Source organism: Sphingomonas yantingensis (assembly GCF_014199325.1).
Classification (GTDB): Bacteria; Pseudomonadota; Alphaproteobacteria; order Sphingomonadales; family Sphingomonadaceae; genus Sphingomonas; species Sphingomonas yantingensis.
On record NZ_JACIJJ010000002.1, the window covers coordinates 149,295 to 172,733 of the forward strand.

22 protein-coding genes are annotated in these 23,439 nt (G+C 68.6%); 9 read left to right on the forward strand and 13 right to left on the reverse strand.

The window, feature by feature from the left end:
• Nucleotides 1–12 precede the first annotated feature (12 nt).
• The 6 genes from FHR19_RS06955 to FHR19_RS06980 form a co-directional block, all read right to left on the reverse strand.
• Nucleotides 13–267: an ATP synthase F1 subunit epsilon gene (locus tag FHR19_RS06955; protein WP_184026315.1), complete on the reverse strand. Its 255-nt coding sequence runs from the start codon at nt 265–267 to the stop codon at nt 13–15.
• A gap of 49 nt (nt 268–316) precedes the next feature.
• Nucleotides 317–1,789: a F0F1 ATP synthase subunit beta gene (gene atpD, locus FHR19_RS06960; RefSeq protein WP_184026318.1), complete on the reverse strand. Its 1,473-nt coding sequence runs from the start codon at nt 1,787–1,789 to the stop codon at nt 317–319.
• Nucleotides 1,773–2,378 carry a hypothetical protein gene (locus tag FHR19_RS06965; protein ID WP_184026321.1) on the reverse strand — a complete coding sequence of 202 codons (606 nt, stop codon included), beginning with the start codon at nt 2,376–2,378 and terminating at the stop codon, nt 1,773–1,775. Before FHR19_RS06965 ends, atpD begins: the two co-directional genes overlap by 17 nt.
• Before the next feature lie 5 nt (nt 2,379–2,383).
• Complete coding sequence (locus FHR19_RS06970) at nt 2,384–3,268, reverse strand: F0F1 ATP synthase subunit gamma (RefSeq protein WP_184026323.1); 885 nt, start codon at nt 3,266–3,268, stop codon at nt 2,384–2,386.
• Nucleotides 3,269–3,364: 96 nt separating this feature from the next.
• Nucleotides 3,365–4,894, reverse strand: a complete 1,530-nt coding sequence (gene atpA, locus FHR19_RS06975) for a F0F1 ATP synthase subunit alpha (RefSeq protein ID WP_184026325.1) — start codon at nt 4,892–4,894, stop codon at nt 3,365–3,367.
• Nucleotides 4,895–4,896: 2 nt separating this feature from the next.
• Nucleotides 4,897–5,451 carry a F0F1 ATP synthase subunit delta gene (locus FHR19_RS06980; RefSeq protein WP_184026328.1) on the reverse strand — a complete coding sequence of 185 codons (555 nt, stop codon included), beginning with the start codon at nt 5,449–5,451 and terminating at the stop codon, nt 4,897–4,899.
• Nucleotides 5,452–5,650: 199 nt separating this feature from the next.
• Here FHR19_RS06980 and FHR19_RS06985 point away from each other — a divergent pair, with 199 nt between their 5' ends.
• The gene (locus tag FHR19_RS06985) at nt 5,651–6,556 is read left to right on the forward strand and encodes a hypothetical protein (protein ID WP_184026330.1); all 906 of its coding nucleotides are present in this window, start codon (nt 5,651–5,653) and stop codon (nt 6,554–6,556) included.
• 141 nt (nt 6,557–6,697) lie between these two features.
• Here the strand turns inward: FHR19_RS06985 and tldD are convergent, their stop codons facing one another.
• The 4 genes from tldD to FHR19_RS07005 form a co-directional block, all read right to left on the reverse strand.
• Nucleotides 6,698–8,128 (reverse strand): metalloprotease TldD, encoded by a 1,431-nt coding sequence (gene tldD / locus FHR19_RS06990; protein ID WP_184026333.1) that lies wholly within the window; start codon nt 8,126–8,128, stop codon nt 6,698–6,700.
• Between the two features lie 297 nt (nt 8,129–8,425).
• Nucleotides 8,426–8,653, reverse strand: coding sequence for a zinc-finger domain-containing protein (locus FHR19_RS06995; RefSeq protein ID WP_184026335.1), 228 nt, complete (start codon nt 8,651–8,653; stop codon nt 8,426–8,428).
• Between the two features lie 327 nt (nt 8,654–8,980).
• Nucleotides 8,981–10,798 carry a translational GTPase TypA gene (gene typA / locus FHR19_RS07000; RefSeq protein ID WP_184026338.1) on the reverse strand — a complete coding sequence of 606 codons (1,818 nt, stop codon included), beginning with the start codon at nt 10,796–10,798 and terminating at the stop codon, nt 8,981–8,983.
• A 207-nt stretch (nt 10,799–11,005) separates the two neighbouring features.
• Entirely contained in the window at nt 11,006–11,809 is an 804-nt protein-coding gene (locus tag FHR19_RS07005) for a DUF72 domain-containing protein (RefSeq protein ID WP_184026340.1), read from the reverse strand.
• A gap of 66 nt (nt 11,810–11,875) precedes the next feature.
• Between FHR19_RS07005 and FHR19_RS07010 the strand changes: the two genes are divergently transcribed.
• Nucleotides 11,876–12,982 (forward strand): DUF3616 domain-containing protein, encoded by a 1,107-nt coding sequence (locus FHR19_RS07010; protein WP_184026343.1) that lies wholly within the window; start codon nt 11,876–11,878, stop codon nt 12,980–12,982.
• 4 nt (nt 12,983–12,986) lie between these two features.
• Here FHR19_RS07010 and FHR19_RS07015 read toward each other — a convergent pair whose 3' ends face one another.
• Nucleotides 12,987–13,289 (reverse strand): hypothetical protein, encoded by a 303-nt coding sequence (locus FHR19_RS07015; RefSeq protein WP_184026346.1) that lies wholly within the window; start codon nt 13,287–13,289, stop codon nt 12,987–12,989.
• A 158-nt stretch (nt 13,290–13,447) separates the two neighbouring features.
• On the opposite strand from FHR19_RS07015, the gene FHR19_RS07020 reads away from it, so the two are divergent.
• Nucleotides 13,448–14,347: a 2-hydroxyacid dehydrogenase gene (locus FHR19_RS07020; protein ID WP_246359383.1), complete on the forward strand. Its 900-nt coding sequence runs from the start codon at nt 13,448–13,450 to the stop codon at nt 14,345–14,347.
• On the opposite strand, the gene FHR19_RS07025 is transcribed toward FHR19_RS07020, so the two are convergent.
• Nucleotides 14,331–15,263 carry a LysR family transcriptional regulator gene (locus FHR19_RS07025; RefSeq protein ID WP_246359384.1) on the reverse strand — a complete coding sequence of 311 codons (933 nt, stop codon included), beginning with the start codon at nt 15,261–15,263 and terminating at the stop codon, nt 14,331–14,333. The two genes, FHR19_RS07020 and FHR19_RS07025, sit on opposite strands and share 17 nt — an antisense overlap.
• 71 nt (nt 15,264–15,334) lie before the next feature.
• Between FHR19_RS07025 and FHR19_RS07030 the strand changes: the two genes are divergently transcribed.
• Genes FHR19_RS07030 through FHR19_RS07045 form a run of 4 tightly spaced genes read left to right on the forward strand, consistent with a single transcriptional unit; the run spans nt 15,335 to nt 19,118 of the window.
• A complete protein-coding gene (locus FHR19_RS07030) occupies nt 15,335–16,237 on the forward strand; it encodes a VOC family protein (protein WP_184026352.1) in 903 nt (300 codons plus the stop codon).
• Nucleotides 16,238–16,240: 3 nt separating this feature from the next.
• Entirely contained in the window at nt 16,241–17,398 is a 1,158-nt protein-coding gene (locus tag FHR19_RS07035) for an alpha/beta hydrolase family protein (RefSeq protein WP_184026355.1), read from the forward strand.
• Nucleotides 17,395–18,183 carry a cyclase family protein gene (locus FHR19_RS07040; protein WP_184026358.1) on the forward strand — a complete coding sequence of 263 codons (789 nt, stop codon included), beginning with the start codon at nt 17,395–17,397 and terminating at the stop codon, nt 18,181–18,183. Before FHR19_RS07035 ends, FHR19_RS07040 begins: the two co-directional genes overlap by 4 nt.
• On the forward strand, nt 18,180–19,118 hold the full coding sequence (locus tag FHR19_RS07045; protein ID WP_184026361.1) for a fumarylacetoacetate hydrolase family protein: 939 nt from the start codon (nt 18,180–18,182) through the stop codon (nt 19,116–19,118). Before FHR19_RS07040 ends, FHR19_RS07045 begins: the two co-directional genes overlap by 4 nt.
• 37 nt (nt 19,119–19,155) lie before the next feature.
• On the opposite strand, the gene FHR19_RS07050 is transcribed toward FHR19_RS07045, so the two are convergent.
• Nucleotides 19,156–20,055: a LysR family transcriptional regulator gene (locus FHR19_RS07050; protein WP_246359385.1), complete on the reverse strand. Its 900-nt coding sequence runs from the start codon at nt 20,053–20,055 to the stop codon at nt 19,156–19,158.
• Nucleotides 20,056–20,176: 121 nt separating this feature from the next.
• Here FHR19_RS07050 and FHR19_RS07055 point away from each other — a divergent pair, with 121 nt between their 5' ends.
• Both FHR19_RS07055 and FHR19_RS07060 read left to right on the forward strand, forming a co-directional pair.
• Nucleotides 20,177–22,507 carry a TonB-dependent receptor gene (locus tag FHR19_RS07055; protein WP_184026365.1) on the forward strand — a complete coding sequence of 777 codons (2,331 nt, stop codon included), beginning with the start codon at nt 20,177–20,179 and terminating at the stop codon, nt 22,505–22,507.
• Nucleotides 22,507–23,439, forward strand: coding sequence for an MBL fold metallo-hydrolase (locus FHR19_RS07060; RefSeq protein WP_184026368.1), 933 nt, complete (start codon nt 22,507–22,509; stop codon nt 23,437–23,439). The genes FHR19_RS07055 and FHR19_RS07060 overlap by 1 nt, the downstream gene beginning before the upstream one ends.

The window sequence follows — 23,439 nt, forward strand, 5'->3', positions numbered from 1 at the left end:
AACGGCAGCGCGTCAGCCCGCCTTTTCGGCGAGCACCGTCAGCCCCTTGGTCGTGACCTCGGCCAGCCCGCCCTCTACGCGAATCGCTTCGGGCGTACCGCCGGCGGTCTTGTGGACCATGATCTCGCCGTCGCGGATCGTCGACATGAAGGGGGCATGCCCTTCGAGCACGCCGAAATCGCCCTCGCTGCCGGGGACGACGACCATGTGGACTTCCTCCGAGCGGAGGAGCTTTTCGGGGGTCACGAGTTCGAAGTGCAGGGGCATCGGTAAGTCCTAGACCCCCTCCCCGATGAACGGGGAGGGGTGGAGGGGATCAGGCGTTCTCGGCCAGCTTCTTGGCCTTTTCGACCGCCTGGTCGATGCCGCCGACCATGTAGAAGGCGGCCTCGGGCAGGTGATCGTACTCGCCGCTCACCACCGCCTTGAACGACTTGATGGTGTCCTCGATCTGCACGAACGCGCCGGGGATGCCGGTGAAGACCTCGGCCACGTGGAACGGCTGGCTGAGGAACTTCTGGATTTTCCGCGCACGCGACACGGTCAGCTTATCCTCTTCGGAAAGCTCGTCCATGCCGAGGATGGCGATGATGTCCTGAAGGCTCTTGTACTTCTGGAGGATCGACTGGACCGCACGCGCGGTCTCGTAATGCTCCTGGCCGACGACGCGCGGCTCAAGCACGCGGCTGGTCGAATCGAGCGGATCGACCGCCGGATAGATGCCGAGCTCGGAGATCGCGCGGTTGAGCACCGTCGTCGCGTCAAGGTGCGCGAACGAGGTCGCCGGCGCCGGATCGGTAAGATCGTCGGCGGGCACGTACACGGCCTGGACCGAGGTGATCGACCCCTTGTTGGTCGAGGTGATACGCTCCTGCAGCGCGCCCATGTCGGTCGACAGCGTCGGCTGATAGCCCACCGCCGACGGGATACGGCCGAGCAGCGCCGACACCTCTGCACCCGCCTGGGTGAAGCGGAAGATGTTGTCGACGAAGAAGAGCACGTCCTGGCCCTCCTGGTCGCGGAAATATTCGGCGATCGTCAGGCCCGACAGCGCAACGCGGGCGCGTGCCCCGGGGGGCTCGTTCATCTGGCCATAGACCAGCGCGACCTTCGAGCCCTCGCTGATCGCGTTGCCCGCCTCGTCCTTGGCGATGACGCCCGCGTCGAGGAACTCGTGATAGAGGTCGTTACCCTCACGCGTCCGCTCGCCCACGCCCGCGAACACCGAGGTGCCGCCATGACCCTTGGCGATGTTGTTGATGAGCTCCTGGATCAGCACGGTCTTGCCGACGCCGGCGCCGCCGAACAGGCCGATCTTGCCGCCCTTGGCATAGGGGGCCAGCAGGTCGATGACCTTGATGCCGGTGACGAGGATCGCGCTGTCGGTCGACTGGTCGATGAACTCCGGCGCCTTGGCATGGATCGGCGCCTTGAGGTCCGTCGCGACCGGGCCGCGCTCGTCGATCGGCTCGCCGATGACGTTGAGGATGCGGCCGAGCGTCGCGGGGCCGACCGGCACCTGGATCTGGTTGCCGGTGTCGGTCACGGTCTGGCCGCGGGTCAAACCTTCGGTCGAGTCCATCGCGATCGTGCGGACGGTGTTCTCGCCCAGATGCTGCGCGACTTCGAGCACAAGGCGGTTGCCGTTATTGTCGGTCTCGAGCGCCGACAGGATCGCGGGCAGCGTGTCGTCGAACGCGACGTCGACGACGGCGCCGATCACCTGCGAGATGCGGCCGACATTGTTGGTACCGCCGGCGGGGCGGAGGAGTTCAGGCGCGGTTGCCATCAGCTTGTCCTTGGTCTGGGAATACCGGCGTCGTACCGGTCGGGCGATTGAAAGTCACGGTGATGATGGGGCGGCCGTCAGCGCCCTTGGTCACGTCGATCGAACTCGGCGCACCGCCGATGGGGCCGTCGGCCGATTGTTCGGACGTGATCGCGTCGAAGCCGCCCTCGTCGTCGATGCCATATTGCGACAGGAAGCCGCGCAGCACTTCGACGAAACGCTTCTTGGCGGTGTCCGCATTCGCGGCATCGGTCAGCGACAGCGTGAAGACAAGGCGGTCGATCTTCGCTTCGGTCGCGCCCGCCGCCTCGAACGTGCCGGTGTTCGGCGCCTTGGCATCCGACTGCGACAGCGTGATCGGGCCGCCCTTTGACAGGAAGGTCGGCCCGTCGGCGGCATAGTCGGTGGCGCGATAGCCGAACTGGTTGACCCGCCCGATCGTCTCGCGCGGGGCGCCGAACGCGCGGTCCCAGCCCTGCATCGTCGCCGCGGTCGCTGCGTCCTTCGCCTCGTTCTCGAGCACGGTCGGCCCGCTCCCGCCGCAGGCGGCGAGCAGGACGAGTGCAGGAAGGGCGAGGGCGCTGCGCATCGGCCTCAGAGCGCCTCGGCGCCCGAGATGATCTCGACCAGCTCGGTCGTGATCGCCGCCTGGCGGCTGCGGTTATATTCGATCTGCAGCCGCTTGATGAGGTCGCCGGCGTTGCGCGTGGCGTTGTCCATCGCGGTCATCTTCGACCCCTGCTCCGACGCGGCATTCTCGCGCAGCGCACGGTAGATCTGGATCGCGATCGCGCGGGGGAGCAGATCGGCGAGGATCGATTCCTCGTCGGGCTCATACTCCATCACCGCGCCGCCGTCGGTGTCGTCGCCGACCGCCTTGGCCGGCACCTTCACGGGCAGGATCTGCTGCTCGGTCGGCTCCTGCGTCAGCACCGACTTGAAGGTGGCGTAGAACAGGTGCGCGACGTCGAACTCGCCCGCCTGGAACCGCGCGATGATGTCGTCGGCATAGGCGCGCGCGCTCTCGAACGTCAGCTTGCCGAGATCGCCCGGCTCGTCCGAATGGACGATCTGGTCGCGATAGAGCCGCGCCAGCACGCCGCGACCCTTGCGGCCGATCGTGTAGAACTTGACCGTCTTGCCCTGCGCGATGAGCTCGTCGGCACGGCGACGGGCGAGGCGGGCGATGTTGGTGTTGAACGCACCTGCCAGCCCCTTGTCGCTGGTCGCGACGACGAACAGGTGGACCTGATCCTTGCCGGTGCCCGAGAGCAGCAGCGGGGCGTTGTCCGCACCGCCCACCTTGGCGGCGAGGCGCGCGACGACGCCCTCCAGCCGCTCGGCATAGGGGCGCCCGGCCTCCGCCGCTTCCTGCGCACGGCGCAGCTTGGCGGCGGCGACCATCTTCATCGCCTTGGTGATCTTCTGGGTCGACTTGACCGACCCGATCCGGATTTTGAGCGCCTTGAGGCTAGCCATTCAATTCATCCCGTCATCCCAGCGAACGCTGGGATCGCGTGCCACAGACCGCACCCTTGCGGCCGGAGACCCCAGCTTTCGCTGGGGTGACGGCAGTTACGCGAACGTCTTGGCGAAGCCGTCGAGCGCGCTCTTGAGCTTGCCCTTGGTGTCGTCCGACAGATCCTTGGTATCACGGATCGCGGCGAGCACATCGGCATGCTTCGAGCGCATCTCGGCCAGCATCGCCGCTTCGTAGCGCACCACGTCGGTGGTCGCGACGGCGTCGAGATAGCCCTGCGTCCCCGCGAAGATCGACACGACCTGCTCCTCGAACGGCATCGGCGAAAACTGCGCCTGCTTCAGAAGCTCGGTCAGGCGCGCGCCGCGGTTGAGCAGCTTCTGCGTCGAGGCGTCGAGGTCCGAACCGAACTGCGCGAACGCCGCCATCTCGCGATACTGGGCGAGCTCGAGCTTGATGCTGCCGGCGACCTTCTTCATCGCCTTGGTCTGTGCGGCCGAGCCCACGCGGCTGACCGACAGGCCGACGTTGATCGCCGGGCGGACGCCCGCGAAGAACAGGTCGGTTTCGAGGAAGATCTGGCCGTCGGTGATCGAGATCACGTTGGTCGGAATGTAGGCCGAGACGTCGCCGGCCTGCGTCTCGATGATCGGCAGCGCGGTCAGCGAGCCGGCACCCATCTCGTCCGACATCTTCGCCGCGCGCTCAAGGAGGCGGCTGTGCAGATAGAACACGTCGCCCGGATACGCCTCGCGGCCCGGCGGACGGCGAAGGAGCAGCGACATCTGGCGATAGGCGACGGCCTGCTTCGACAGGTCGTCATGGACGATCACGGCGTGCATGCCGTTGTCGCGGAAATACTCGCCCATCGCGGTGCCGGTATAGGGCGCGAGGAACTGGAGCGGCGCGGGCTCCGACGCGGTCGCGGCGACCACGATCGAATATTCCATCGCGCCATTCTCTTCGAGCTGACGGACGATCTGCGCGACGGTCGAGCGCTTCTGGCCGACCGCGACGTAGATGCAATAGAGCTTCTTCGACTCGTCGCCGCCCTGATTGACCTCCTTCTGGTTGATGAAGGTGTCGATCGCGACGGCGGTCTTGCCGGTCTGGCGGTCGCCGATGATGAGCTCGCGCTGGCCGCGGCCGACGGGGACGAGCGCGTCGAGCGCCTTGAGGCCGGTCTGCATCGGCTCGTGCACCGACTTGCGCGGGATGATGCCCGGCGCCTTCACCTCGACACGGCTGCGCTTCTCGGCGACGATCGGGCCCTTGCCGTCGATCGGGTTGCCGAGCGCGTCGACGACGCGGCCGAGCAGGCCGCGGCCGACGGGGACATCGACGATCGTGCCGGTGCGCTTGACCGTATCGCCCTCGCGGATCTCGGCGTCCGAGCCGAAGATCACGACGCCGACATTATCGGCCTCGAGGTTGAGGGCCATGCCCTGCGCACCGTTGGCGAACTCGACCATCTCGCCCGCCTGGACGTTGTCGAGGCCGTGGACGCGCGCGATGCCGTCGCCGACCGACAGCACCTGGCCCGTCTCGGACACCTGCGCTTCGGTGCCGAAATTGGCGATCTGGTCCTTGATGACCTTCGAGATTTCTGCGGCGCGGATGTCCATTTTCAGCCCTTCATGGCATGTGCGAGGGAGTTGAGGCGGGTCTTGATCGAGCTGTCGATCATCTGGCTGCCGATGCGGACGACCAGCCCGCCGAGCAGGCTGGGGTCGACCGACAGCTCTACGTTCACGTCGCGGCCGACGCGGGCGCGAAGCTGCTGCTTGATCGCGTCCACCTGATCGGCGGCGAGCGGGTGGGCGGAGACGACTTCGGCCGTCGTCTCGCCGCGGTGACGGGCCGCGAGCGCGGCGAACGTCCTGACGATGGCGGGCAGGTCGCGTAGGCGACCGTTGGCGGCGAGAACGCCGAGGAAGTTCGTGGTGATCTTGTCGAGGTCCAGCGCCTGCGCGACCGCGGCGATCGCGCGGCCGGCATCGGCGCGCCCGATCAGCGGGCTGGTCGTCAGCGCGCGGAAGTCGGCCGAATCGGCCAGCGCCTGGCGCACGGCCGCGAGGCTCGCCTCGACCGGGCCAAGCGCGGTCTGCTCGCGCGCCAGGTCGAACAGCGCGGTCGCATAGCGTCCACTGAGGCTGGCCTGAATACCGCCGGAAGTCTCCACGCGCGTTCCTTTTCGCGAACCTTGGGTATCCCACTCGCGCCGGGTGCGCGAACAGGACCGCAGCGGGTGCGGTCCGGTCGGGATGGGCGCGCGGCTAGCATCCTTGCCGCGCGGGTGCAAGTCGGCGGGGGCGCTGCTTGCCTCCCGCGCGGCGGCGATTATCCTTTCGGACAAGCACAGGGGCATGGGGGTGTCATCGATGAAACGGGGGCGAATCGCGCTGGCGGCGGCGCTGATCGGCATGAGCGGGGCGGCAAGTGCAGAGGCGGTGCGGATCGCCGCGCTGCGTGCGCCCGAGGCAATGGGCGTGGCGGCGGCGCGCAGCATCGCCGTCGGCCGCATCGGCGGCAATGACGGCAGCCGGCTCGGCCCGGCGCTCGAGCGGTCGCTGGCGGGGCGCACGGTCGGCGGGCGTCCGTGGTTCGATCTGCTCGGCGGCCGGGCGGGGGAAGCACGCGCCGACATGATCCTGGACGGCACCGCGATCACCGACGTGGACGAAGGGCCCGTGACGCTGAAGCGCCGGCGGTGCATCGAGGGCCCCGAGGACAAATGCACCAAGAAGGGTGACGTCGAGCTCGACTGCACCCGCCGCCGGATCGACGTGGCGAGCGACCTGCGCGTCGTCGATGGGGAGAGCGGCCGCATCGGCTGGGGCGCGCGCCTCACCCGAAGCAACGAGGCGAGCTGGTGCCCAGGCGAATCGCGGCCGATCGGCGTGGAAAGCCAGGTCGACGAGATGCTGCGCAGTATCGCCGACGAGGCGACCGAGAAGTTCGCGCCCGACGACTGGACCGGCAATGTCCGCTTCCGCGAGGGGCGCAAGGGCATGGACAAGGAAACGGCCGAGCGGTTCAAGGCGGCGATCCGCCTGACCCAGCGCGACCTCCCCGCCGCCTGCGCGGAGTTCGCGGCGCTGCCGGACCATCCCTCCACGCTCTACAATCGCGCGCTGTGTGCCGAGGCGACGGACGACTACGCCGGGGCGGAGCGGGGATATTCGGCGCTCGGGCAAAGCGATGACAATGGCGACATCGACGATTCGCTGGCGCGCGTGCGCGGCACGATCGCGATGCGCGCACTGATGGCCGAGCGGGGGCGGTAGAGCACATCGTCACCCCGGACTTGTTCCGGGGCCCACCTTGCCGCGCCCGAACCGCTCGAAGATCAAGCGAAGCGGCCAATGCGCCCGCTTCGCCTGCGGCCCGGTGGACCCCGGAACAAGTCCGGGGTGACGGGCAGTGAATTAGTTCAACGCCGTCCCACCCACCGTCAGAGCGCCGATCAGCACGCTCGGCTGGCCGACGCCCGCGGGCACGGCCTGTCCGCCCTTGCCGCACATGCCGACGCCCTCGTCGAGCGCGAAGTCGTTGCCGATCCCCTCGACCTTCGTCAGCGCAGTGGGGCCGTCGCCGATCAGCATCGCGCCCTTGATCGGCGCGCCCAGCTTGCCGTTCTCGACCATGTACGCCTCGGTGCAGGAGAAGACGAACTTGCCCGACACGATATCGACCTGTCCGCCGCCGAAGCTGGTCGCATAGATGCCGCGCTTGATGCGCGAGAGGAGCTCGGCCGGATCGTCGTTGCCGGCGCGCATGAAGGTGTTGGTCATGCGCGGCATCGGCGCGTGCTGAAAGCTCTCGCGCCGGCCGTTGCCCGTGGGCGCGACGCCGGTCAGGCGGGCGTTCAGGCGATCATGGATATAGCCCTTGAGCACGCCGTCCTCGATCAGGACGTTTTCCTGCGTCGGCGTTCCCTCGTCGTCGATCGACAGCGAGCCGCGGCGGCCGGCGATCGAACCGTCGTCGACGACGGTCACGCCCTTTGCGGCCACCTGCTCGCCGATTCGGCCCGCATAGACCGAGCTGCCCTTGCGGTTAAAATCGCCCTCCAGCCCATGGCCCACCGCCTCGTGCAGCATGACGCCGCACCAGCCCGAACCGAGCAGGACGGGCATCTCCCCCGCCGGCGCGGCGACCGCCTCCAGGTTGACGAGCGCCTGTCGAAGCGCCTCGTCCACCGCGCGGTTCCACGTTTCCGGGGCCATGATCCGGTCGTAAAGCTCGCGCCCGCCGATGCCGAAGCTGCCCGTCTCGCGCCGACCGTTCGCCTCGACCACGATCGAGACGTTGAGGCGGACGAGCGGGCGCACGTCGGTCGCGACGAAGTCGTCGGGGCGGACGATCTCGACCACGTTCCACGAGCCGAGCAGGCCGACGCTGACCTGGCAGACGCGCGGGTCGCGGGCACGCGCGGCGGCGTCGATCGTCTGGCACAGCGCCACCTTGTCGGCGAAGGGGACGAGGTCGAGCGGATCGGCCGCGGTATAGAGGTGCCGGTTGTTGCCGCGCGGCGGCGGTGCCTTGGCCTGCCGGGCCGGGTCGATCAGCGCCATGGTCGATGCGGCGCGCGCGATCGCGTCGGGGGACAGCGCATTGCCCTGCGCGAACGCGGTCTGCTCGCCCGACACCGCGCGCAGGCCGAAGCCCGAATGATTGTTGTACGAGGCTGTCTTCAGCCGCCCGTCGTCGAACCCGAACGCCTCGCTATGCGAATATTGGAGGTAGAGCTCGCCATCCTCGGCGCGGGTCAGCGCGTCGCGAGTGAGCCGGAGGGCGGCGTCGGGGTCGAGCGCATCGCCATAGAGGAACGCGCGCGGATCGTTGAGGGTGGTCATGCGCCCGATATAGGCGCGGCGGCTGCGATGTCGAAGGGGGAGGGGTGCACCCCGACGCGCGCTCGTACTCCCGAGCCCGCAGTACCCCGGCGAAGGCCGGGGTCCAGTTGTGGAACGGCAATGGTCACGCGGGACAACGGCGACCTTCCCAACTGGACCCCAGCCTTCGCCGGAGTACGACTGGGGTGGGGATGAAGAGTGATATCAGCCCGTACTCCCGCGAAAGCGGGAGTCCGGGGCCGCAGGCGCTACGCTCGTGGCCCTAGGCTCCCGCTTTCGCGGAGCACGGCGCGCGCCTTACCGCCCCGCGCCGTCGCCGTGGTCGCGAAGCTGCGCGTGGTCCGCCCCATCCGCCGGCCCGCCGATCAGGACGAAGCGGCGGTCGCAGTAACCGCAATCGACATAGCCGGTATCGTCGATCTGGAGCCACACGCGCGGATGGCCGAGCGCAGGCTCGATATCGCCCGCACCGTCACAGGCGACGCGGGTATTGGCGGTACGGATGAGTTCGGGCGGCGCGATCATGGCGCGCCGATTAGCAGCGGTTGCGAGGAGCGGCAACGGGGTGCGCGCCCCTTCCTCACGTCACCCCGGACCTGATCCGGGGTCCCGCTTCTTCTGCTACCTGCGCGGCGGGAAGAAGAAGCGGGATCCCGGCACAAGACCGGGATGACAGTGGCGGAAACGATGCAGCCGAGCCGTCATGCCGGAATTGTTCCGGCGTCCACCGTGCCCCAAGCGCCGTAATCGTCGCTTTGGCGGGGCCGGGGACCCCGGAACCAGTCCGGGGTGACGTGAAGAGTGAGGTTGGCCGTCGCTCCCGACCCGAAGTCCGAAGCGACGGCCCTCCGATCAGGCCGCCTTGGCGCGGCTCGCGCGCTTGCGCTCGTGCGGGTCGAGGAAGCGCTTGCGCAGGCGGATGGTCTTGGGCGTCACCTCGACCATCTCGTCGTCGTCGATATAGGCGATCGCCTGTTCCAGCGTCATCTTCCACGGCGGGGTCAGGCGGACGGTATCGTCTTTGCCCGACGCGCGGAAGTTGGTGAGCTGCTTGGACTTCATCGGGTTGACTTCGAGGTCCTCGGGCTTGGCGTTCTCGCCGATGATCATGCCCTCGTACAAGGCCTCGCCGACGCCGACCATCAGCACGCCGCGCTCCTCCAGAGGCCCGAGCGCATAGGCATTGGCCTCACCCGAACCGTTCGAGATGAGGACGCCGTTCTTACGACCCTCGATCTGGCCCTTGTAGGGACCGTACTTCTCGAACAGGCGGTTCATGATGCCGGTGCCGCGCGTGTCCGACAGGAACTCGCCGTGATAGCCGATCATGCCGCGGCTGGGCGCGGAGAAGGTGATGCGCGTCTTGCCGCCGCCCGAGGGACGCATGTCGGTCATCTCGGCCTTGCGGATGTTCATCTTCTCGACGACCGAGCCCGAATACTCCTCGTCCACGTCGATGATGACGGTCTCGTACGGCTCGGTCCGGCCGCCATTCTCGTCGGTGCCGAACAGCACGCGCGGACGGCTGATGCCGAGCTCGAAGCCCTCGCGGCGCATCGTCTCGATCAGCACGCCGAGCTGAAGCTCGCCGCGGCCGGCGACCTCGAAGCTGTCCTTGTCGGCGCTCTCGGTCACCTTGATCGCGACGTTCGATTCGGCCTCGCGCATCAGGCGGTCGCGGATCATGCGGCTGGTCACCTTGGTGCCCTCACGCCCCGCCATCGGAGAATCGTTGACGGCAAAGCGCATCGACAGCGTCGGCGGGTCGATCGGCTGCGCCTGGATCGGCTCGCTGACCGATACGTCGGCAATGGTGTTCGACACGGTGGCGACGGTGAGGCCGGCCAAGCTGATGATGTCGCCCGCCTGCGCCTCTTCGGTCGGCACGCGCTCAAGGCCCCGGAAGGTCATGATCTTCGACGCGCGGCCCGTCTCGATGACGTTGCCGTCCATGTCGAGCGCGTGGATCGCCTGGTTCACCTTGACCTTGCCGCTGGTGACGCGGCCCGTCAGCACGCGGCCGAGGAAGTTGTCGCGGTCGAGCAGCGTAACGAGGAAGGTGAACGGCGCCTCCGCATCGAGCGCCGGCGGCGGGACGTGGTCAACGATCTTTTGGAAGAGCGGCGTCAGCGTGCCCTCGCGGCGGTCCGGATCCTCGCTCGCATAGCCGTTGCGGCCCGAGGCGTAGAGGACCGGGAAGTCGAGCTGCTCGTCATTGGCGTCGAGCGACACGAATAGGTCGAACACCTCGTCCAGCACTTCCTGGATGCGCTGGTCGGGGCGGTCCACCTTGTTGACGACGACGATGGGCTTCAGGCCGAGCGCCAGCGCCTTGCCGGTCACGAACTTCGTTTGCGGCATCGCGCCTTCGGACGAATCGACCAGCAGGACGACGCCGTCGACCATCGACAGGATGCGCTCCACCTCGCCGCCGAAATCGGCGTGGCCGGGGGTGTCGACGATGTTGATGCGCGTGCCTTCCCACTCGATCGAGGTGGGCTTGGCGAGGATGGTGATCCCGCGCTCCTTTTCGAGGTCGTTCGAATCCATCGCGCGCTCTTCGACGCGCTGGTTGTCGCGGAAGGTGCCCGACTGGCGGAAGAGCTGGTCGACGAGCGTGGTCTTGCCATGGTCGACGTGGGCGATGATCGCCACGTTGCGGAGGTTCATACGTGTTCCGTTGGGTTTGGGTTGGCCGCGCCCGTTACGCAGGCATCGGGCGCGCGCTTAGCCTATTTGCCGCGATTGCGAAAGGGGCGGGGTGTGCGAGCGTCCTTCCTTCTTCGTCACCCCGGACTAGATCCGGGGTCCCGCTTCTTCTTGCGCGCGTCGAAGAAGAAAGAAGCGGGATCCCGGATCAAGTCCGGGATGACGGGGTCAGGGGCGGCCGACGCGCTCGATCAGCGCCTGGGCCGCCGCGGGGGCGCGCTCCTTCGCACCGTTGATCATGAAGGCGAATACGTCGCGCGGTTTCGCTGGCGCCGGATCGCCGGCGGTCGGCAGGTCGCCCGCCGGCTTGCCCGCGGCCCAGGCGCGCACCCAGTCGGCGAAGCGGTCGATCGTCGCCGCGGGAAAACCCTGCGGCTCGTCCGCGATCGCATTCTCGAACCGCGCATAGACGAAGTCGCCGCTCACGTCGCCGAGCCCCGGATAGTCGTCGGACCAGGCATTGACGATCGCCACCCCCGCCGCCCGCGCCATCGCGACGAAGGCGGGGTCGCGGAAGCTCTCGTGGCGAACATGCACCGCGTGGCGCAGCTTCACCCCATCCTGCGCGGCCGGCAGTAGTTTCAGGAACGCGCCGAAATCGTCGGCATCGAACTTCTTGGTCGCCATGAACTGCCACAGGATCGGGCCGAGCTTGTCGCCAAGCGCGGTGATCCCTTGACCCAGGAACCGCTCGATCGATTCGCCCGCCTCGGCCAGAACCTTGCGGTTGGTGACGTAGCGCGATGCCTTGGCGGTGAATACGAAGCCGTCGGGCACCGCCTTTGCCCAGGTCTCGAAGCTCGCCGGCTTGAAGCTCGAATAATAGGTGCCGTTGATCTCGATCGCGGTCATCGCGCTCGCGGCGTGTTCGAGCTCGCGCTTCTGCGCCAGCCCCTCCGGATAGAAGGTGCCGCCGCGCCACGGTTCGTAGGTCCAGCCGCCGATGCCGACGCGTATCGTGCCTTTGCTCATGCCTAACCCCCTAGCAGCTTGCGCGCGGTCGTGCGACGCTTCGCCGCCGTAACGAGAGGTCGCCCCATGCTTCCCCGCCAGAGTTTCACCGCCGATCGCCTGCCCGCCCCGCGCGCCGCGGTGGGGCATATCCGCCTCGAGTTCCGGGGCGCGGCCGACGACGACCATCCGATGCACGACCTGTCAGGTGCGGCGTTCGTCGGCACGACGCTGTTCGTGGCGGGGGACGAGGGCGCGCGGCTGGAGCGGCTGGTGCCGACCGCGCCGGGCGTCTGGGGCGAGCACCGCGCGTTCGACCTCGTCGCGCTGCTGGGCCTTGAGGACGAGGGCGAGATCGACGTCGAGGGGCTTGCCTATGCCGAGGACGACTGGCTGTGGGTGACGGGCAGCCACGCGCGCACCCGGCCCAAGCCCAAGCGGCGCGAGGGCGAGGACGGTGCCCCGCGCATCGACGTGGCGAAGATGGCGAACCTCAAGGACACGCGCGCGCGCTGCGTGCTCGCGCGGCTGCCGCTGGCGGTGGGCGCGGATGGCCGCGTCGAGCCGGTCGCGCGCGACGGGAAGCGGCGGGCGGGGCATGTCAAGCTGACCAAGGCGCATGGCAGCAGGCTCGCCCGCCTGTTCGCCGAGCACCCGCTGACCGGCCCCTTCACACAGATCGCGGCGAAGGAGGGCGGGCTGGATATCGAAGGGATCGCGGTGGCGGGCGGGCGCGTCGCACTCGGCATGCGCGGGCCGGTGATCGCCGACTTCGCGCTGATCGCCGAGCCCAATATCGTGCCTAAGAAGCGCGGGCGGCTGCACGTGACACCCGGGTTGTCGATCCGGCTGGTCGACTTGCACGGCATGGGCATCCGCGATCTGAAGGTCGATGGCGACGACCTCGTCATCCTTGCCGGGCCGACCCAGGCGATCGACGGACGCTGCGCGGTGTTCCGGTGGGAGGGGTGGCGCCACGACCTGCCCGCTGATGCTGAGGAGGCAGTGGTCCACCGCCCGCGCCACCTGTTCGACCTGCCCGTGCGGATGGGTGTCGATCGGCCCGAGGCGATCGACTGGCTGCCGGGCGGGGCCGGGCGGCGGCTGGTGGTGCTGCACGACGGCCCATGCCCCGACCGTGTCGACGCCAACCGGTGCGCGGTGACGGGCGACGTCATCGCGCTGGCGGGGTGAGGCTTCAGGGTTCGCTGCGCACCGCGCCGCGATCGGCGACGAGGCTGGGCGAGGGGCCGGTGGCAGGACGTAGCGCCTCTCGATCTTCGGCAGCGACCGGCGCGGTCGGATCGGGCCGGAAATGCTCGGGCGCGCGATCTTCGGCGGTGGGTCGCGGCGTGTCCCGGTCGAGATCAGGGGCCGAGTGGCCCTCGTCGGGCGAGCGCCGCGCCGCCAGCGTCCAGGCGGCGATGCCCGCCGCGCCGGCGAGCACGCCGATAGCGGCGGCGATCAGCGGCAGGTTGGAATTGCGGTCGAGCGCGGCCATGTCGTTCCTTTCAAAGCAGTTTTCCGCTCAACCAGTGTCGGCGGCCGCGGTTCCGGCCCGCAGCTCGCCGTACACGTCACCCCGGCCCCTGGATCAAGTCCGGGGTGAGGGGGTTTTTTGAGGTGATGACCCATCCCATGATCCTCCAACTCTCGCCCATGTCCGCCGATCTCGAGGCTGCGCTCGACGCGCGGGGCGAGCGGGTACGGGTCGAGCCCGATGCGGACTGGCTCGCCGCTAACGCCGATGACGTGCGCATCATCGTGACCGGTGGCCAAACCGGCGCGCCGCGCGAGCTGGTCGAGGCGCTGCCGAATCTCGGCCTGATCGCGATCAACGGCGTCGGGTTCGACAAGGTCGATATCGCCCATGCCGCTGCGCGCGGTGTGACTGTCACCAACACGCCGGGCGTGCTGACCGACGATGTGGCCGACCTCGCCATCGGGCTCGTCATCGGCCTGCTCCGAGACTTCCCGCGTGCCGACGCGCATGTGCGCAGCGGCGCTTGGACGAACGGCGACCTGCCGCTGGCGCGGAAAGTGACCGGGCGGCGGTTCGGGATCGTCGGGCTCGGGCGGATCGGATCGGCGATCGCCGACCGGCTCGAGGCGTTCGGGCCGGTGGCCTACTCCGGTCGGACGCGGAAGCCGGTGGACCTGCCATTCCACCTCGATGCCGCCTCGCTCGCGGCGGCGAGCGACGTGCTAATCGTCGCCGCCGCCGCTTCGGCGGAGACGCGGCACCTGATCGACGCGCGCGTGCTCGAAGCGCTCGGGCCGGGCGGCGTGCTCGTCAACGTCGCGCGCGGGTCGGTGGTGGACGAGGACGCGCTGGTGGCCGCGATCGCCGAACGGCGCATCGCCGGCGCTGCGCTCGACGTGTTCGCCGACGAGCCGAACGTGCCGCCCGTGCTGGTCGACAGCGACCGCACGATGCTGACACCGCATATCGCCAGTGCGACGGTGGAGACACGCGCGGCGATGGCGGCGCTGGTGCTCGACAATATCGACGCGTTCCTTGCCGGCCGGCCGCTGCCGACGCCTATCCCGCCGCCCTGATCCGCTCGATCAGCCAGCGCAGCCCCGGATCGCCGCGGCGGGTCAGGTGGTACTGCGCCATTTCGGTGAGCGGCGGGATTGCGATCGGCGGCGCAGCGATGGCGAGCTCGAACCGTTCGGCGAGCAGCGTCGCGAGCCGCTTTTGGATCAACGTCAGCCAGTCGGTTTCGATCAAAAGCCACGGCAGCGGCGTGAACGACGGCGCCACCGCCGCCACCCGGCGGCTGATCCCCAGCCGCTCCAGATAGGCGTCGCCGAAGCTCGGCAGCCGACCCTCGCCGATTGCAACGAGCACGTGCGGCCAAGCCAGCATCGCCTCGGTCGAGAGTGGCCCCGCCAGCGCCGGATGCCCCGCGCGCCCGACCACGACATATTCGTCCTCCAGCAGCGCATCCGACGGCATCTCGGGCGTGAGGTACGGCTCGAGCGTGATGAGCAGGTCGATGCCGCCGCTCTCGATGAGTTCGAACCGTCGCTCGCTGGGCAGGAGCAGGTCGATGCGGACGTTGGGCGCCTCCACCGCCAACCGCGCGATCAGCGGGAACAGGACCGCGGTGGCGATATAGTCCGACGCCATGATCCGGAAGCTGCGCGCTGACGTCGCCGGGTCGAAGTGGCGGGAAGCGGCGATCAGCCCCTCCATCGTGCCGAGCGCGGCGCGCACCTGCGGCCCTAGCGCCTCGGCCAGGGGCGTCGGATACATGCGCTTGCCGCTGGCGACGAGCAGGTCGTCGGCGAAGAAGCTCCGCAGCCGATTGAGCGCGTTGCTCATCGCCGGTTGGCTGAGGTTCACGCGGGCGGCGGCACGCGACACGCTCCGCTCGGCGAGCAGCGCGTCGAAGGCGACGAGCAGGTTGAGGTCGAGGCCCTTGAAGCGCAATATGCCCTCCCATTCACGATCTGAATGGGAATGCATCGAAACAAAGATTTTCTCAATCGCTCTGCTGCCCGTTATCCAGCGCGCAACCAGTCAACAGGAGAGCGAACATGAGCCGCGTCACCGAAATCCGTTATGTCGGCTATGGCGTCACCGACCTCGATGCCGAGCGCACTTTCTACCGCGACGTCTGGGGCCTCAAGGAAGTCGGTGAGCAGGACGGCATGTGGCACTTCGCCGCCGAGGGGAATGACGAACTTTACGTCGTCCGCCTGCGCGCAGCGGAAGAGAAGCGCATCGACGTGATCGCGCTCGCTGCCGACAGCGATGCCGATGTCGACGCGCTGCACGACAAGGTCGCGGCCGCCGGTTGCAAGGTGATCTTCGCCCCGCGCGCGCTGACGACGCTGGGCGGCGGCTATGGCTTCCGCTTCTTCTCGCCCGACGGCCTGCCGTTCGAGGTGTCGGCGGGCGTCGAGCGCGGCACCGCGCGCGAGATGCAGCGCTGGGACGGCGTGCCGCAGAAGATCAGCCACATCGTCCTCCATTCGCCCGACCACAAGGCGGCGGTGCAGTTCTTCGAGGACGTGCTCGGCTTCCGCCTGTCGGACTGGCTGGGCGATTTCATGGCGTTCCTGCGCTGCAATTCGGCGCATCACCGCTTCGCCTTCCTGCCCGGCCCGCCGTGCCTCAACCACGTCGCCTACGACATGCTGACGGTCGACGACATGATGCGCGGCATCAACCGGCTGAAGAAGAAGGGCACCGACCTGCGCTGGGGACCCGGCCGCCATACCGCGGGCAACAACACCTTCAGCTATTTCACGACGCCGAACGGCTTCGCGGTCGAATATACCTCGGAGCTGGAGGACGTGGATTTCGAAACGCACGAGCACAAGGTGCATGTCCCCGGCCCGCAGGTGATGGACCAGTGGGGCATCGGCGTCGGCGGTCCGCAGACGATGCCGCACCCGGAGGCCGACAAGGGCCTGTTCGTGGCGGCGGAGGCCTGATCCATGGCGCTGTTCGAGATGTTCCCGAACTATATCTGGAACCTGAGCGTCGCGATCGCGATGGAGAGCGGCGGGCGGATCGGCGAGATCGTCGACATGTGCCAGCCGATCAAGGACGCCGCGGCCGGCGGCGGCGATGCCGGGACGCCTGCTTTCATGAAGCAGTGGGCGGCGATGGGCGACAAGCTGATCGAACTCGCCGCCGAGGACGAAGCCAGGGGCCGCGCGCTGTCGGCGTCGGACAAGCTGGAACGCGCATCGCTCTATCTCTTCACGGCCGAGCGGATGCAGGGGCACGGCCATCCGGGCCGGATGGAAACCTATCGCAAGGCGCGCGAGACGTTCGACAAGTCGACCGCGCTCGGCAAGATCAACCGCGAGCGGGTCGAAGTGCCGCTCGACACCGGCACGATGCCCGCGCTCTACACCCGCGCGGCGGGGCCGGGGCCACATCCCGTGGTGGTCTATTGCAACGGCCTCGATAGCTGCAAGGAACTGCTCTACTGGTCGCGCCTGCCCGAGGCGCTGGCGCGGCGCGGCGTCTCCACCCTCTGCGTCGACCAGCCGGGCTCGGGCGAGGCGCTTCGCCTCCAGAACCTGCCCGTCGATCCGCACAGCGAGCATTGGGCGTCGAAGGCGGTGGACTGGCTGGAGGCGCAGCCGGACGTCGATCCCGACCGCATCGGCATGACCGGCATTTCGCTCGGCGGTCACTTCGCACCGCGCGCGGTCGCCTACGAGCCCCGCTTCGCGAGCGGCGCGGTGTGGGGCGCCAACCACAACTGGGCCGAGGTGCAGCAGAAGCGGCTGAAGCGCGAGGGCGAGAACCCCGTGCCGCATTACTGGGCGCACGTCATGTGGGCGTTCGGCGCGAGCGATATGGACGACTTCCTCGCCAAGGCGGAGGGCATGAACCTCAACGGCCATATGGACGGGGTGAAGGTCTCCTTCCTCGTCACCCACGGGGCGGAGGATCGCCAGATCAGCGTGCAATATGCGCACGACTGCTACGACCAGCTCGTCAATTCGCCGAAGCGCGAATTGAAGCTCTTTACCGCGCGCGAGGGCGGGGTGGAGCATGTCGGCGCGGACAATATGAGCTACGGCCGCGACTACATCGCGGACTGGTTCGCCGAGACGCTGGGCGGGCATACGGCATGACGCGCCGCATCCTCGACCTGTCGATCACGCTCGATCCCGACGTCGTCACCGATCCGCCGTTCATGCGGCCGACGATCCAGTACCAGACGCACGCCGAGACGGTGGCGGAGGTGCAGAACTTCTTTCCCGGCCTGACCGCCGAGCAGATGGTCGGGGGACAGGGGTTCGCCGCGTCCGAGACGCTGACGCTGACCACGCACAACGGCACGCACCTCGACGCGCCGTGGCATTATCACCCGACGCAGGATGGCGGAAAACCCGCCATGACGATCGACGAGGTGCCGCTCGACTGGTGCTTCCAGCCCGGCGTGAAGCTCGACTTCCGCCACCTGCCCGACGGCCATGTCGTGACCGCGGCCGAGGTCGAGGCGGAGCTCGCCCGGATCGGGCATGAGCTGAAACCGCTGGAGATCGTCCTCGTCAACACCGCCGCGGGGGCGGCGCTGGGCGGGCCGGACTTCCTCGCCAAGGGTGTGGGCATGGGGCGCGAGGCAACGCTGTACCTAACCAGCCGCGGCGTGCGGGTGACGGGCACAGATGCCTGGAGCTGGGACGCGCCGTTCGAGGCGACCGCGAAGCGCGTGGCCGAGACCGGCGATACCTCCCTGATCTGGGAGGGGCACAAGGCAGGGCTCGAGATCGGGTACTGCCACATGGAGAAGCTCACCAATCTCGACCAGCTGCCGCCGTCGGGCTTCATGGTCTCTTGCTTCCCCGCCAAGGTGAAGCGCGGATCGGCCGGCTGGACGCGCGCGGTCGCGATCTTCGAGGGGGAAACGCCGTGAGGCTCGCGACGCTGAAGCGCGGCGGGCGCGACGGGACGCTGGTCGCGGTCGCCCGCGACGGCACGCGGGTCGCGCCGGTGACGGGCTTTCCGACGCTGCAATCCGCACTCGATACCTGGGACGCGGCGCAGGACGCGCTCGCCGCCGCGACCGAGGCCGCCGAGACGGGCGAGGCGGTGGCGGCGGAGGACTTCGCCGCGCCCTTGCCGCGCGCGTGGCAATGGCTCGACGGCTCGGCCTTCCCGACGCACGGCGACCTCATGCAGACGGCGTTCAACCTGCCGCCGATCGAGACGACCAAGCCGCTGATGTACCAGGGGATGAGCCACCGCTTCATCGCGCCCACCGATGACGTGGCCCTGCCGAGCGAGGCGGACGGCATCGATTTCGAGGGCGAGTTCGGCGTTGTGACGGGGGACGTGCCGATGGGCGTCTCCGCCACGGATGCGCTGGATCACATCCGCCTGATCGTCCTCATCAACGACTGGTCGCTGCGCACCCTCGCGCCGGCCGAGATGAAGACGGGCTTTGGCTGGGTGCAGGCCAAGCCCGCGTGCAGCGCCGCGCCGTTCGCGGTGACGCCAGACGAGCTGGGCACGGCATGGGCCGACGGCCGCGTCTGCCTGCCGCTCACGGTCGAGGTCGACGGGACGTGGTTCGGGCATCCGAGCGGCCGGGCGATGGCATACGGCTTTCACGAGCTGGTCGCGCATGCGGCGGCGACGCGCGACCTGCCCGCGGGCACGATCATCGGCTCGGGCACCGTCTCCAACGCCGAGCATGCGACGGTCGGCTCGACCTGTATCTCGGAGCGCCGCGCGATCGAGATGATCGCGGGGGGCAAGCCGGAGACGGGGTTCCTGCGCTTCGGCACGCGCGTCGCGATGCGCGCGGGGCCGTTCGGCGCGATCGACCAGCGCGTGGTGCGGGCCTAGCGCGCCGTACTCCCGCTCCCGCGGGACCACGGCGGTGTTATCCGGTCACCTGCTCCACGATCCGTTGGCGCAGCCATGCCAGCCCGCGGTCGGTGCTCCGCGCACGGTGGTGCTGCATCATCTCGCGCATCACCGGCAGGTCGAACGGCGCCTCCGCGATCGCGAGGCCGAGGCCTGGGGCCATCACCCGCGCCAGCCGCTCGTGCATCAGCGCCAGTCGCCGCGTCCCCGGCAACATCCACGGCGCCTGGATGAAGGAGGCGCACGTCACCTCGATTCGCCGCCGGTCGCCCTGCTGGCGCAGCCAGTTGTCGATGAAGGTGCCGTCGCGCGACACGCTGACCGCCACATGGCCGCAGCCGTAGAAGGCGTCCGGGGTCATTGACGCTGTGAACACCGGGTTCGACGCACAGCCGACGACGACGTGCCGCTCCTCGAACACCAGCTCGCGCGGATGCTCCGCCTCAAGGAACGTCTCGGGCGAGATGATGAGATCGATCTCCCCGTCCTGCAGCATCGCGCCGATCGAACTGCGCGGGAGTGTGATGTCGAGGCGAACGTGCGGCGCCTCCGCCTCCAGCCGGGCGAGTAGCGGCGAGATGAGGACGGTGGCGATGTAATCCGACGCGACCAGCCGGAACACCCGCCGCGCTTCCGCCGGATCGAACGCCATGCCGGTCGACAGGATGCTGCGCAGCTCGACGATCGCCGCCGACACCTGAGGCGCGAGCGCCAGCGCGTTCGAAGTGGGCAGCATCCGCCGGCCATGCTGGACGAGGATCTCGTCGGCGAACGCCTCTCGCAGGCGCTTCAGTGCCGCGCTCATCGCCGATTGCGTAACGTTCATCCGCGCGGCGGCGCGGGTCACGTTGCGTTCCTCGACCAGCACGTTGAACGCGACGAGCAGGTTGAGATCGAACTGGTCGAGCCGCATCATCGATCACTTTCGTTTGTGGCAGACGATCAGAACAATGCGTTAGACCGATTGCTTGCCCCGCGCCATCCTCCCGCCCACGAACACGCCCGGCATCGTATCGGGCGGCAGACGGGAGGATGCGATGCGAAGGACTTTGGGTCTCGGGACCGCGATGGCGCTGGCACTGGCAGCGCAGCCGGCATGGGCGCAGCAGGTTACCAACTCGGCCCCCGCCGACCCGGTCGAGCAGGCCGCACCGGCCCCCGACGAGGGCGAGGGGCTTCAGGATATCGTCGTGACCGCGCAGCGCCGGTCGGAGTCGCTCCAGCGCGCCGCCGTCGCCGTCACCGCCGTAACCGGCGATGCGCTCGCCAATGCGGGCATCACCGAGACCGCGAACCTCGGCAAGCTCGTCCCCGCACTCGTCGTCCAGCCGACCGGCGGCACGACCAGCTTCTTCCTGCGCGGCGTCGGCACCAATTCGCAGAACTCGTTTTCGGAGAACGCCGTCGCGTTCAACTTCAACGGCGTCTATGTCGGCCGCCCGACCGCGCCCGCGGGCGTCTTCTACGACCTCGAGCGGGTCGAGGTGGTGAAGGGGCCGCAGGGTACGCTCTATGGCCGCAACGCCACCGGCGGCGCGATCAACGTCCTTCCGCGCAAGCCGGTGCTGGGCAAGTTCGGCGTGGAAGGCCTGCTCGAATACGGCAATTACGATGCGAAGAAGGCGTCGGGCGCGATCAACCTGCCGCTGGGACAAGTTGTGGCGCTGCGCGTCGCGGGACAGGTGGTCGACCGCGACGGCTATATCAGCGACGGCTATGACGACGAACGGGGCGAGGCGGTGCGCGCGTCGATCCTGATCCAGCCGTCCGACCTCTGGTCGATGACGATCGTCGGCGATTACTACAACCAGCATGGCAAGGGCGCGGGGGCGGTGCTGCTCCCCTATGCCGGCCTCAATGCCCCGCCGCTAGAGGATCGCGTCAGCGTCTCCGACCCGCGGGCCCAGGCAGCGGTGGCACAGTTCGCCGCGGGCATCTTCGCACCGCCCTTCTGCGGCGGGTTCGGCGGCTTCGTCCGCTCGGGCTGCATCGCGCAGGCGGGCAGCGACGGCTTCCTCGACAACAAGTTCTACGGCCTGTCGGCGACGGTCGAGGGCGACATGGGCTTCGGCAAGCTCACGATCATTCCCGCGTGGCGCCGGTCGGACACCAATTTCCGCACCTATCTGCCGGGGTTCCAGGGCGACGTGACCGACCTGGCCGAGCAGATGTCGGTGGAGGCGCGGCTCTCGTCGAACGAGGACCAGCGGCTGCGCTACGTCGTCGGCGCGTTCTTCTTCGACGAAAAGCAGCAGGCGGTGAACTTCTTCCGCCAGGGCAATCTGTCGACGACGCGGTTCGCGCCCAACCTGCGTACCGAGAGCATCGCGGGTTTCGGCCAGCTGACCTTCGACGTCACCGATGCCTTTCGCCTCGTTGCCGGCGGTCGCTACACGCGCGAGGACAAGCGCCAGCGGACGCGGACCGCGGCAGGCGGCCTGCCCGGCCCGATCGAGCCCGCGCTCGGTGCGCCGTTCACCGGCGAGCTCACGTTCGAGAAGTTCACGTGGAAGGCAGGTGTCGAGTTCGACGCCGGCCCTGCCTCGCTCCTTTACGCCAATGTCGCGACGGGCTTCAAATCGGGCGGCTTCTTCGTCGCCCAGCCGCCGAACAACACCTTCGCGCCCGAGACGCTGACCGCGTACACGGCGGGCGCCAAGAACCGCTTCTTCGGCAACAAACTGCAACTGAACGTCGAGGCATTCTACTGGGATTACAAGGACCAGCAGATCACCTTCGTCGGCGGCGTGCCGACCGGCACCGGGCTGATCGCGCAGGGTTCGATCACCGTCAACGCGGGCAAGTCGCGCATCTATGGCGGTGAGGTCGAGATGCGCTTCGCCCCCAGCCGGAACGACCTGTTCACCGCGGTCGCGCAATATCTGAACGGGCGGTACGACGAGCTGACGACGGCGAACTTCTCGCCCACCGGCGCGCCGGTGGCGACGGGGTGCACCACCATCGGCAGCCGCGCGGCCAATCCGGGGATCAACGGCGCGCGCTTCTACGATATCGACTGTTCGGGCAAGCCGACGGTCCAGTCGCCGGAATGGGCGTTCAACCTGGGCTATGAGCGGACCTTCCCGCTGGGGTCCACGCTCGACCTCGTCTTCGGCGCGCGCACCAATATCGAGACCAGCCGATTCCTCAATTCGAACTACCGGCCTGAGGAGAAGCAGGACGGCTTCATGATGTCCGACGCCTATGTGACGCTGCGCGCGGAAGGCTGGAGCCTCACCGGCTTCATCAACAATATTGAGGATGCGGAGGTACTGGCGCGCGCGGGCACGCGGCCGATCCTCGACTTCCCCGTGGGCACGCTGCGCCCGCCGCGCACCTATGGCGTCCGCGTCGGGTTCGACTTCTGATGCTCGGCCTCGCCCTTTCGCTGCTGGCGGGCGTTCAGGCGCCCGCTGATGCCTGGATCACGCTCGGCACGATGGGCGGGCCGGTCGGCGCGGCGGAGCGGGCACAGCCGGCGAACGCGCTGGTGCGCGGGGGCGAGGTCTATCTGGTCGATGCCGGAGACGGCGCCGCGCAGCAACTCGCCAAGGCGGGGCTGCGCCTGCCGCAGGTGAAGGCGGTGTTTCTCAGCCACCTGCACGTCGATCATACCGGTGGGCTCGCCGCGATCATCGGCCTGCGCGACCAGACCGACGTGCGCGCGGTGCTGACGATCTACGGCCCGCCGGGGACAAAGGCGCTGGTGGACGGCATCATCGCATCGCTCAGACCCGCCGCCGCGGCGGGCTACGGCATCCCCGGCCAGTCCTGGCCCGCGCCCGACAGCATCGTGCGCGTGGTCGAACTGGCGGGCGGCGCGAGCGTCCGGGTCGGCGACATGACGGTGCGGACCGCGCAGAACACGCATTACGACTTCGCGCCCGGCAGCGCCGAGGACGGGTCCTACAAATCGCTGTCCTATCGCTTCGACACGCCCGTCCGGTCGATCGCCTATACCGGCGACACCGGCCCCAGCCCGGCTGTGACCGCGCTGGCGAAGGGCGCGGACCTGCTGGTGAGCGAGATGATCGACCTCGACCTCACGCTCGCCAAGGTGGCGCAGAATTCACCGAACATGCCCGCGCCCGCCCGCGCAAAGCTGGTCCAGCACCTGTCGACGCATCATCTGACGCCCGAGGCCGTCGGCGCGCTTGCGGGTGCGGCGGGGGTGAGGGCGGTGGCGGTGACGCATTTCGCGGGCGGCAGCGATCCGGCGCGCACCGCCGACTATCGCGCTCGTATCGCCAAGGGTTTCCGGGGCAGGCTGGCGCTTGCCAACGACCTCGACCGTTTCTGA

Excerpts from the sequence above, each read along its gene's own strand:
- FHR19_RS06955 (WP_184026315.1), bottom strand. The coding sequence starts at position 267 with ATGCCCCTGCACTTCGAACTCGTGACCCCCGAAAAGCTCCTCCGCTCG.
- atpD (WP_184026318.1), bottom strand. The coding sequence starts at position 1,789 with ATGGCAACCGCGCCTGAACTCCTCCGCCCCGCCGGCGGTACCAACAAT.
- FHR19_RS06965 (WP_184026321.1), bottom strand. The coding sequence starts at position 2,378 with ATGCGCAGCGCCCTCGCCCTTCCTGCACTCGTCCTGCTCGCCGCCTGC.
- FHR19_RS06970 (WP_184026323.1), bottom strand. The coding sequence starts at position 3,268 with ATGGCTAGCCTCAAGGCGCTCAAAATCCGGATCGGGTCGGTCAAGTCG.
- atpA (WP_184026325.1), bottom strand. The coding sequence starts at position 4,894 with ATGGACATCCGCGCCGCAGAAATCTCGAAGGTCATCAAGGACCAGATC.
- FHR19_RS06985 (WP_184026330.1), top strand. The coding sequence starts at position 5,651 with ATGAAACGGGGGCGAATCGCGCTGGCGGCGGCGCTGATCGGCATGAGC.
- tldD (WP_184026333.1), bottom strand. The coding sequence starts at position 8,128 with ATGACCACCCTCAACGATCCGCGCGCGTTCCTCTATGGCGATGCGCTC.
- FHR19_RS06995 (WP_184026335.1), bottom strand. The coding sequence starts at position 8,653 with ATGATCGCGCCGCCCGAACTCATCCGTACCGCCAATACCCGCGTCGCC.
- typA (WP_184026338.1), bottom strand. The coding sequence starts at position 10,798 with ATGAACCTCCGCAACGTGGCGATCATCGCCCACGTCGACCATGGCAAG.
- FHR19_RS07005 (WP_184026340.1), bottom strand. The coding sequence starts at position 11,809 with ATGAGCAAAGGCACGATACGCGTCGGCATCGGCGGCTGGACCTACGAA.
- FHR19_RS07010 (WP_184026343.1), top strand. The coding sequence starts at position 11,876 with ATGCTTCCCCGCCAGAGTTTCACCGCCGATCGCCTGCCCGCCCCGCGC.
- FHR19_RS07015 (WP_184026346.1), bottom strand. The coding sequence starts at position 13,289 with ATGGCCGCGCTCGACCGCAATTCCAACCTGCCGCTGATCGCCGCCGCT.
- FHR19_RS07020 (WP_246359383.1), top strand. The coding sequence starts at position 13,448 with ATGTCCGCCGATCTCGAGGCTGCGCTCGACGCGCGGGGCGAGCGGGTA.
- FHR19_RS07025 (WP_246359384.1), bottom strand. The coding sequence starts at position 15,263 with ATGCATTCCCATTCAGATCGTGAATGGGAGGGCATATTGCGCTTCAAG.
- FHR19_RS07030 (WP_184026352.1), top strand. The coding sequence starts at position 15,335 with ATGAGCCGCGTCACCGAAATCCGTTATGTCGGCTATGGCGTCACCGAC.
- FHR19_RS07035 (WP_184026355.1), top strand. The coding sequence starts at position 16,241 with ATGGCGCTGTTCGAGATGTTCCCGAACTATATCTGGAACCTGAGCGTC.
- FHR19_RS07040 (WP_184026358.1), top strand. The coding sequence starts at position 17,395 with ATGACGCGCCGCATCCTCGACCTGTCGATCACGCTCGATCCCGACGTC.
- FHR19_RS07050 (WP_246359385.1), bottom strand. The coding sequence starts at position 20,055 with ATGATGCGGCTCGACCAGTTCGATCTCAACCTGCTCGTCGCGTTCAAC.
- FHR19_RS07055 (WP_184026365.1), top strand. The coding sequence starts at position 20,177 with ATGCGAAGGACTTTGGGTCTCGGGACCGCGATGGCGCTGGCACTGGCA.
- FHR19_RS07060 (WP_184026368.1), top strand. The coding sequence starts at position 22,507 with ATGCTCGGCCTCGCCCTTTCGCTGCTGGCGGGCGTTCAGGCGCCCGCT.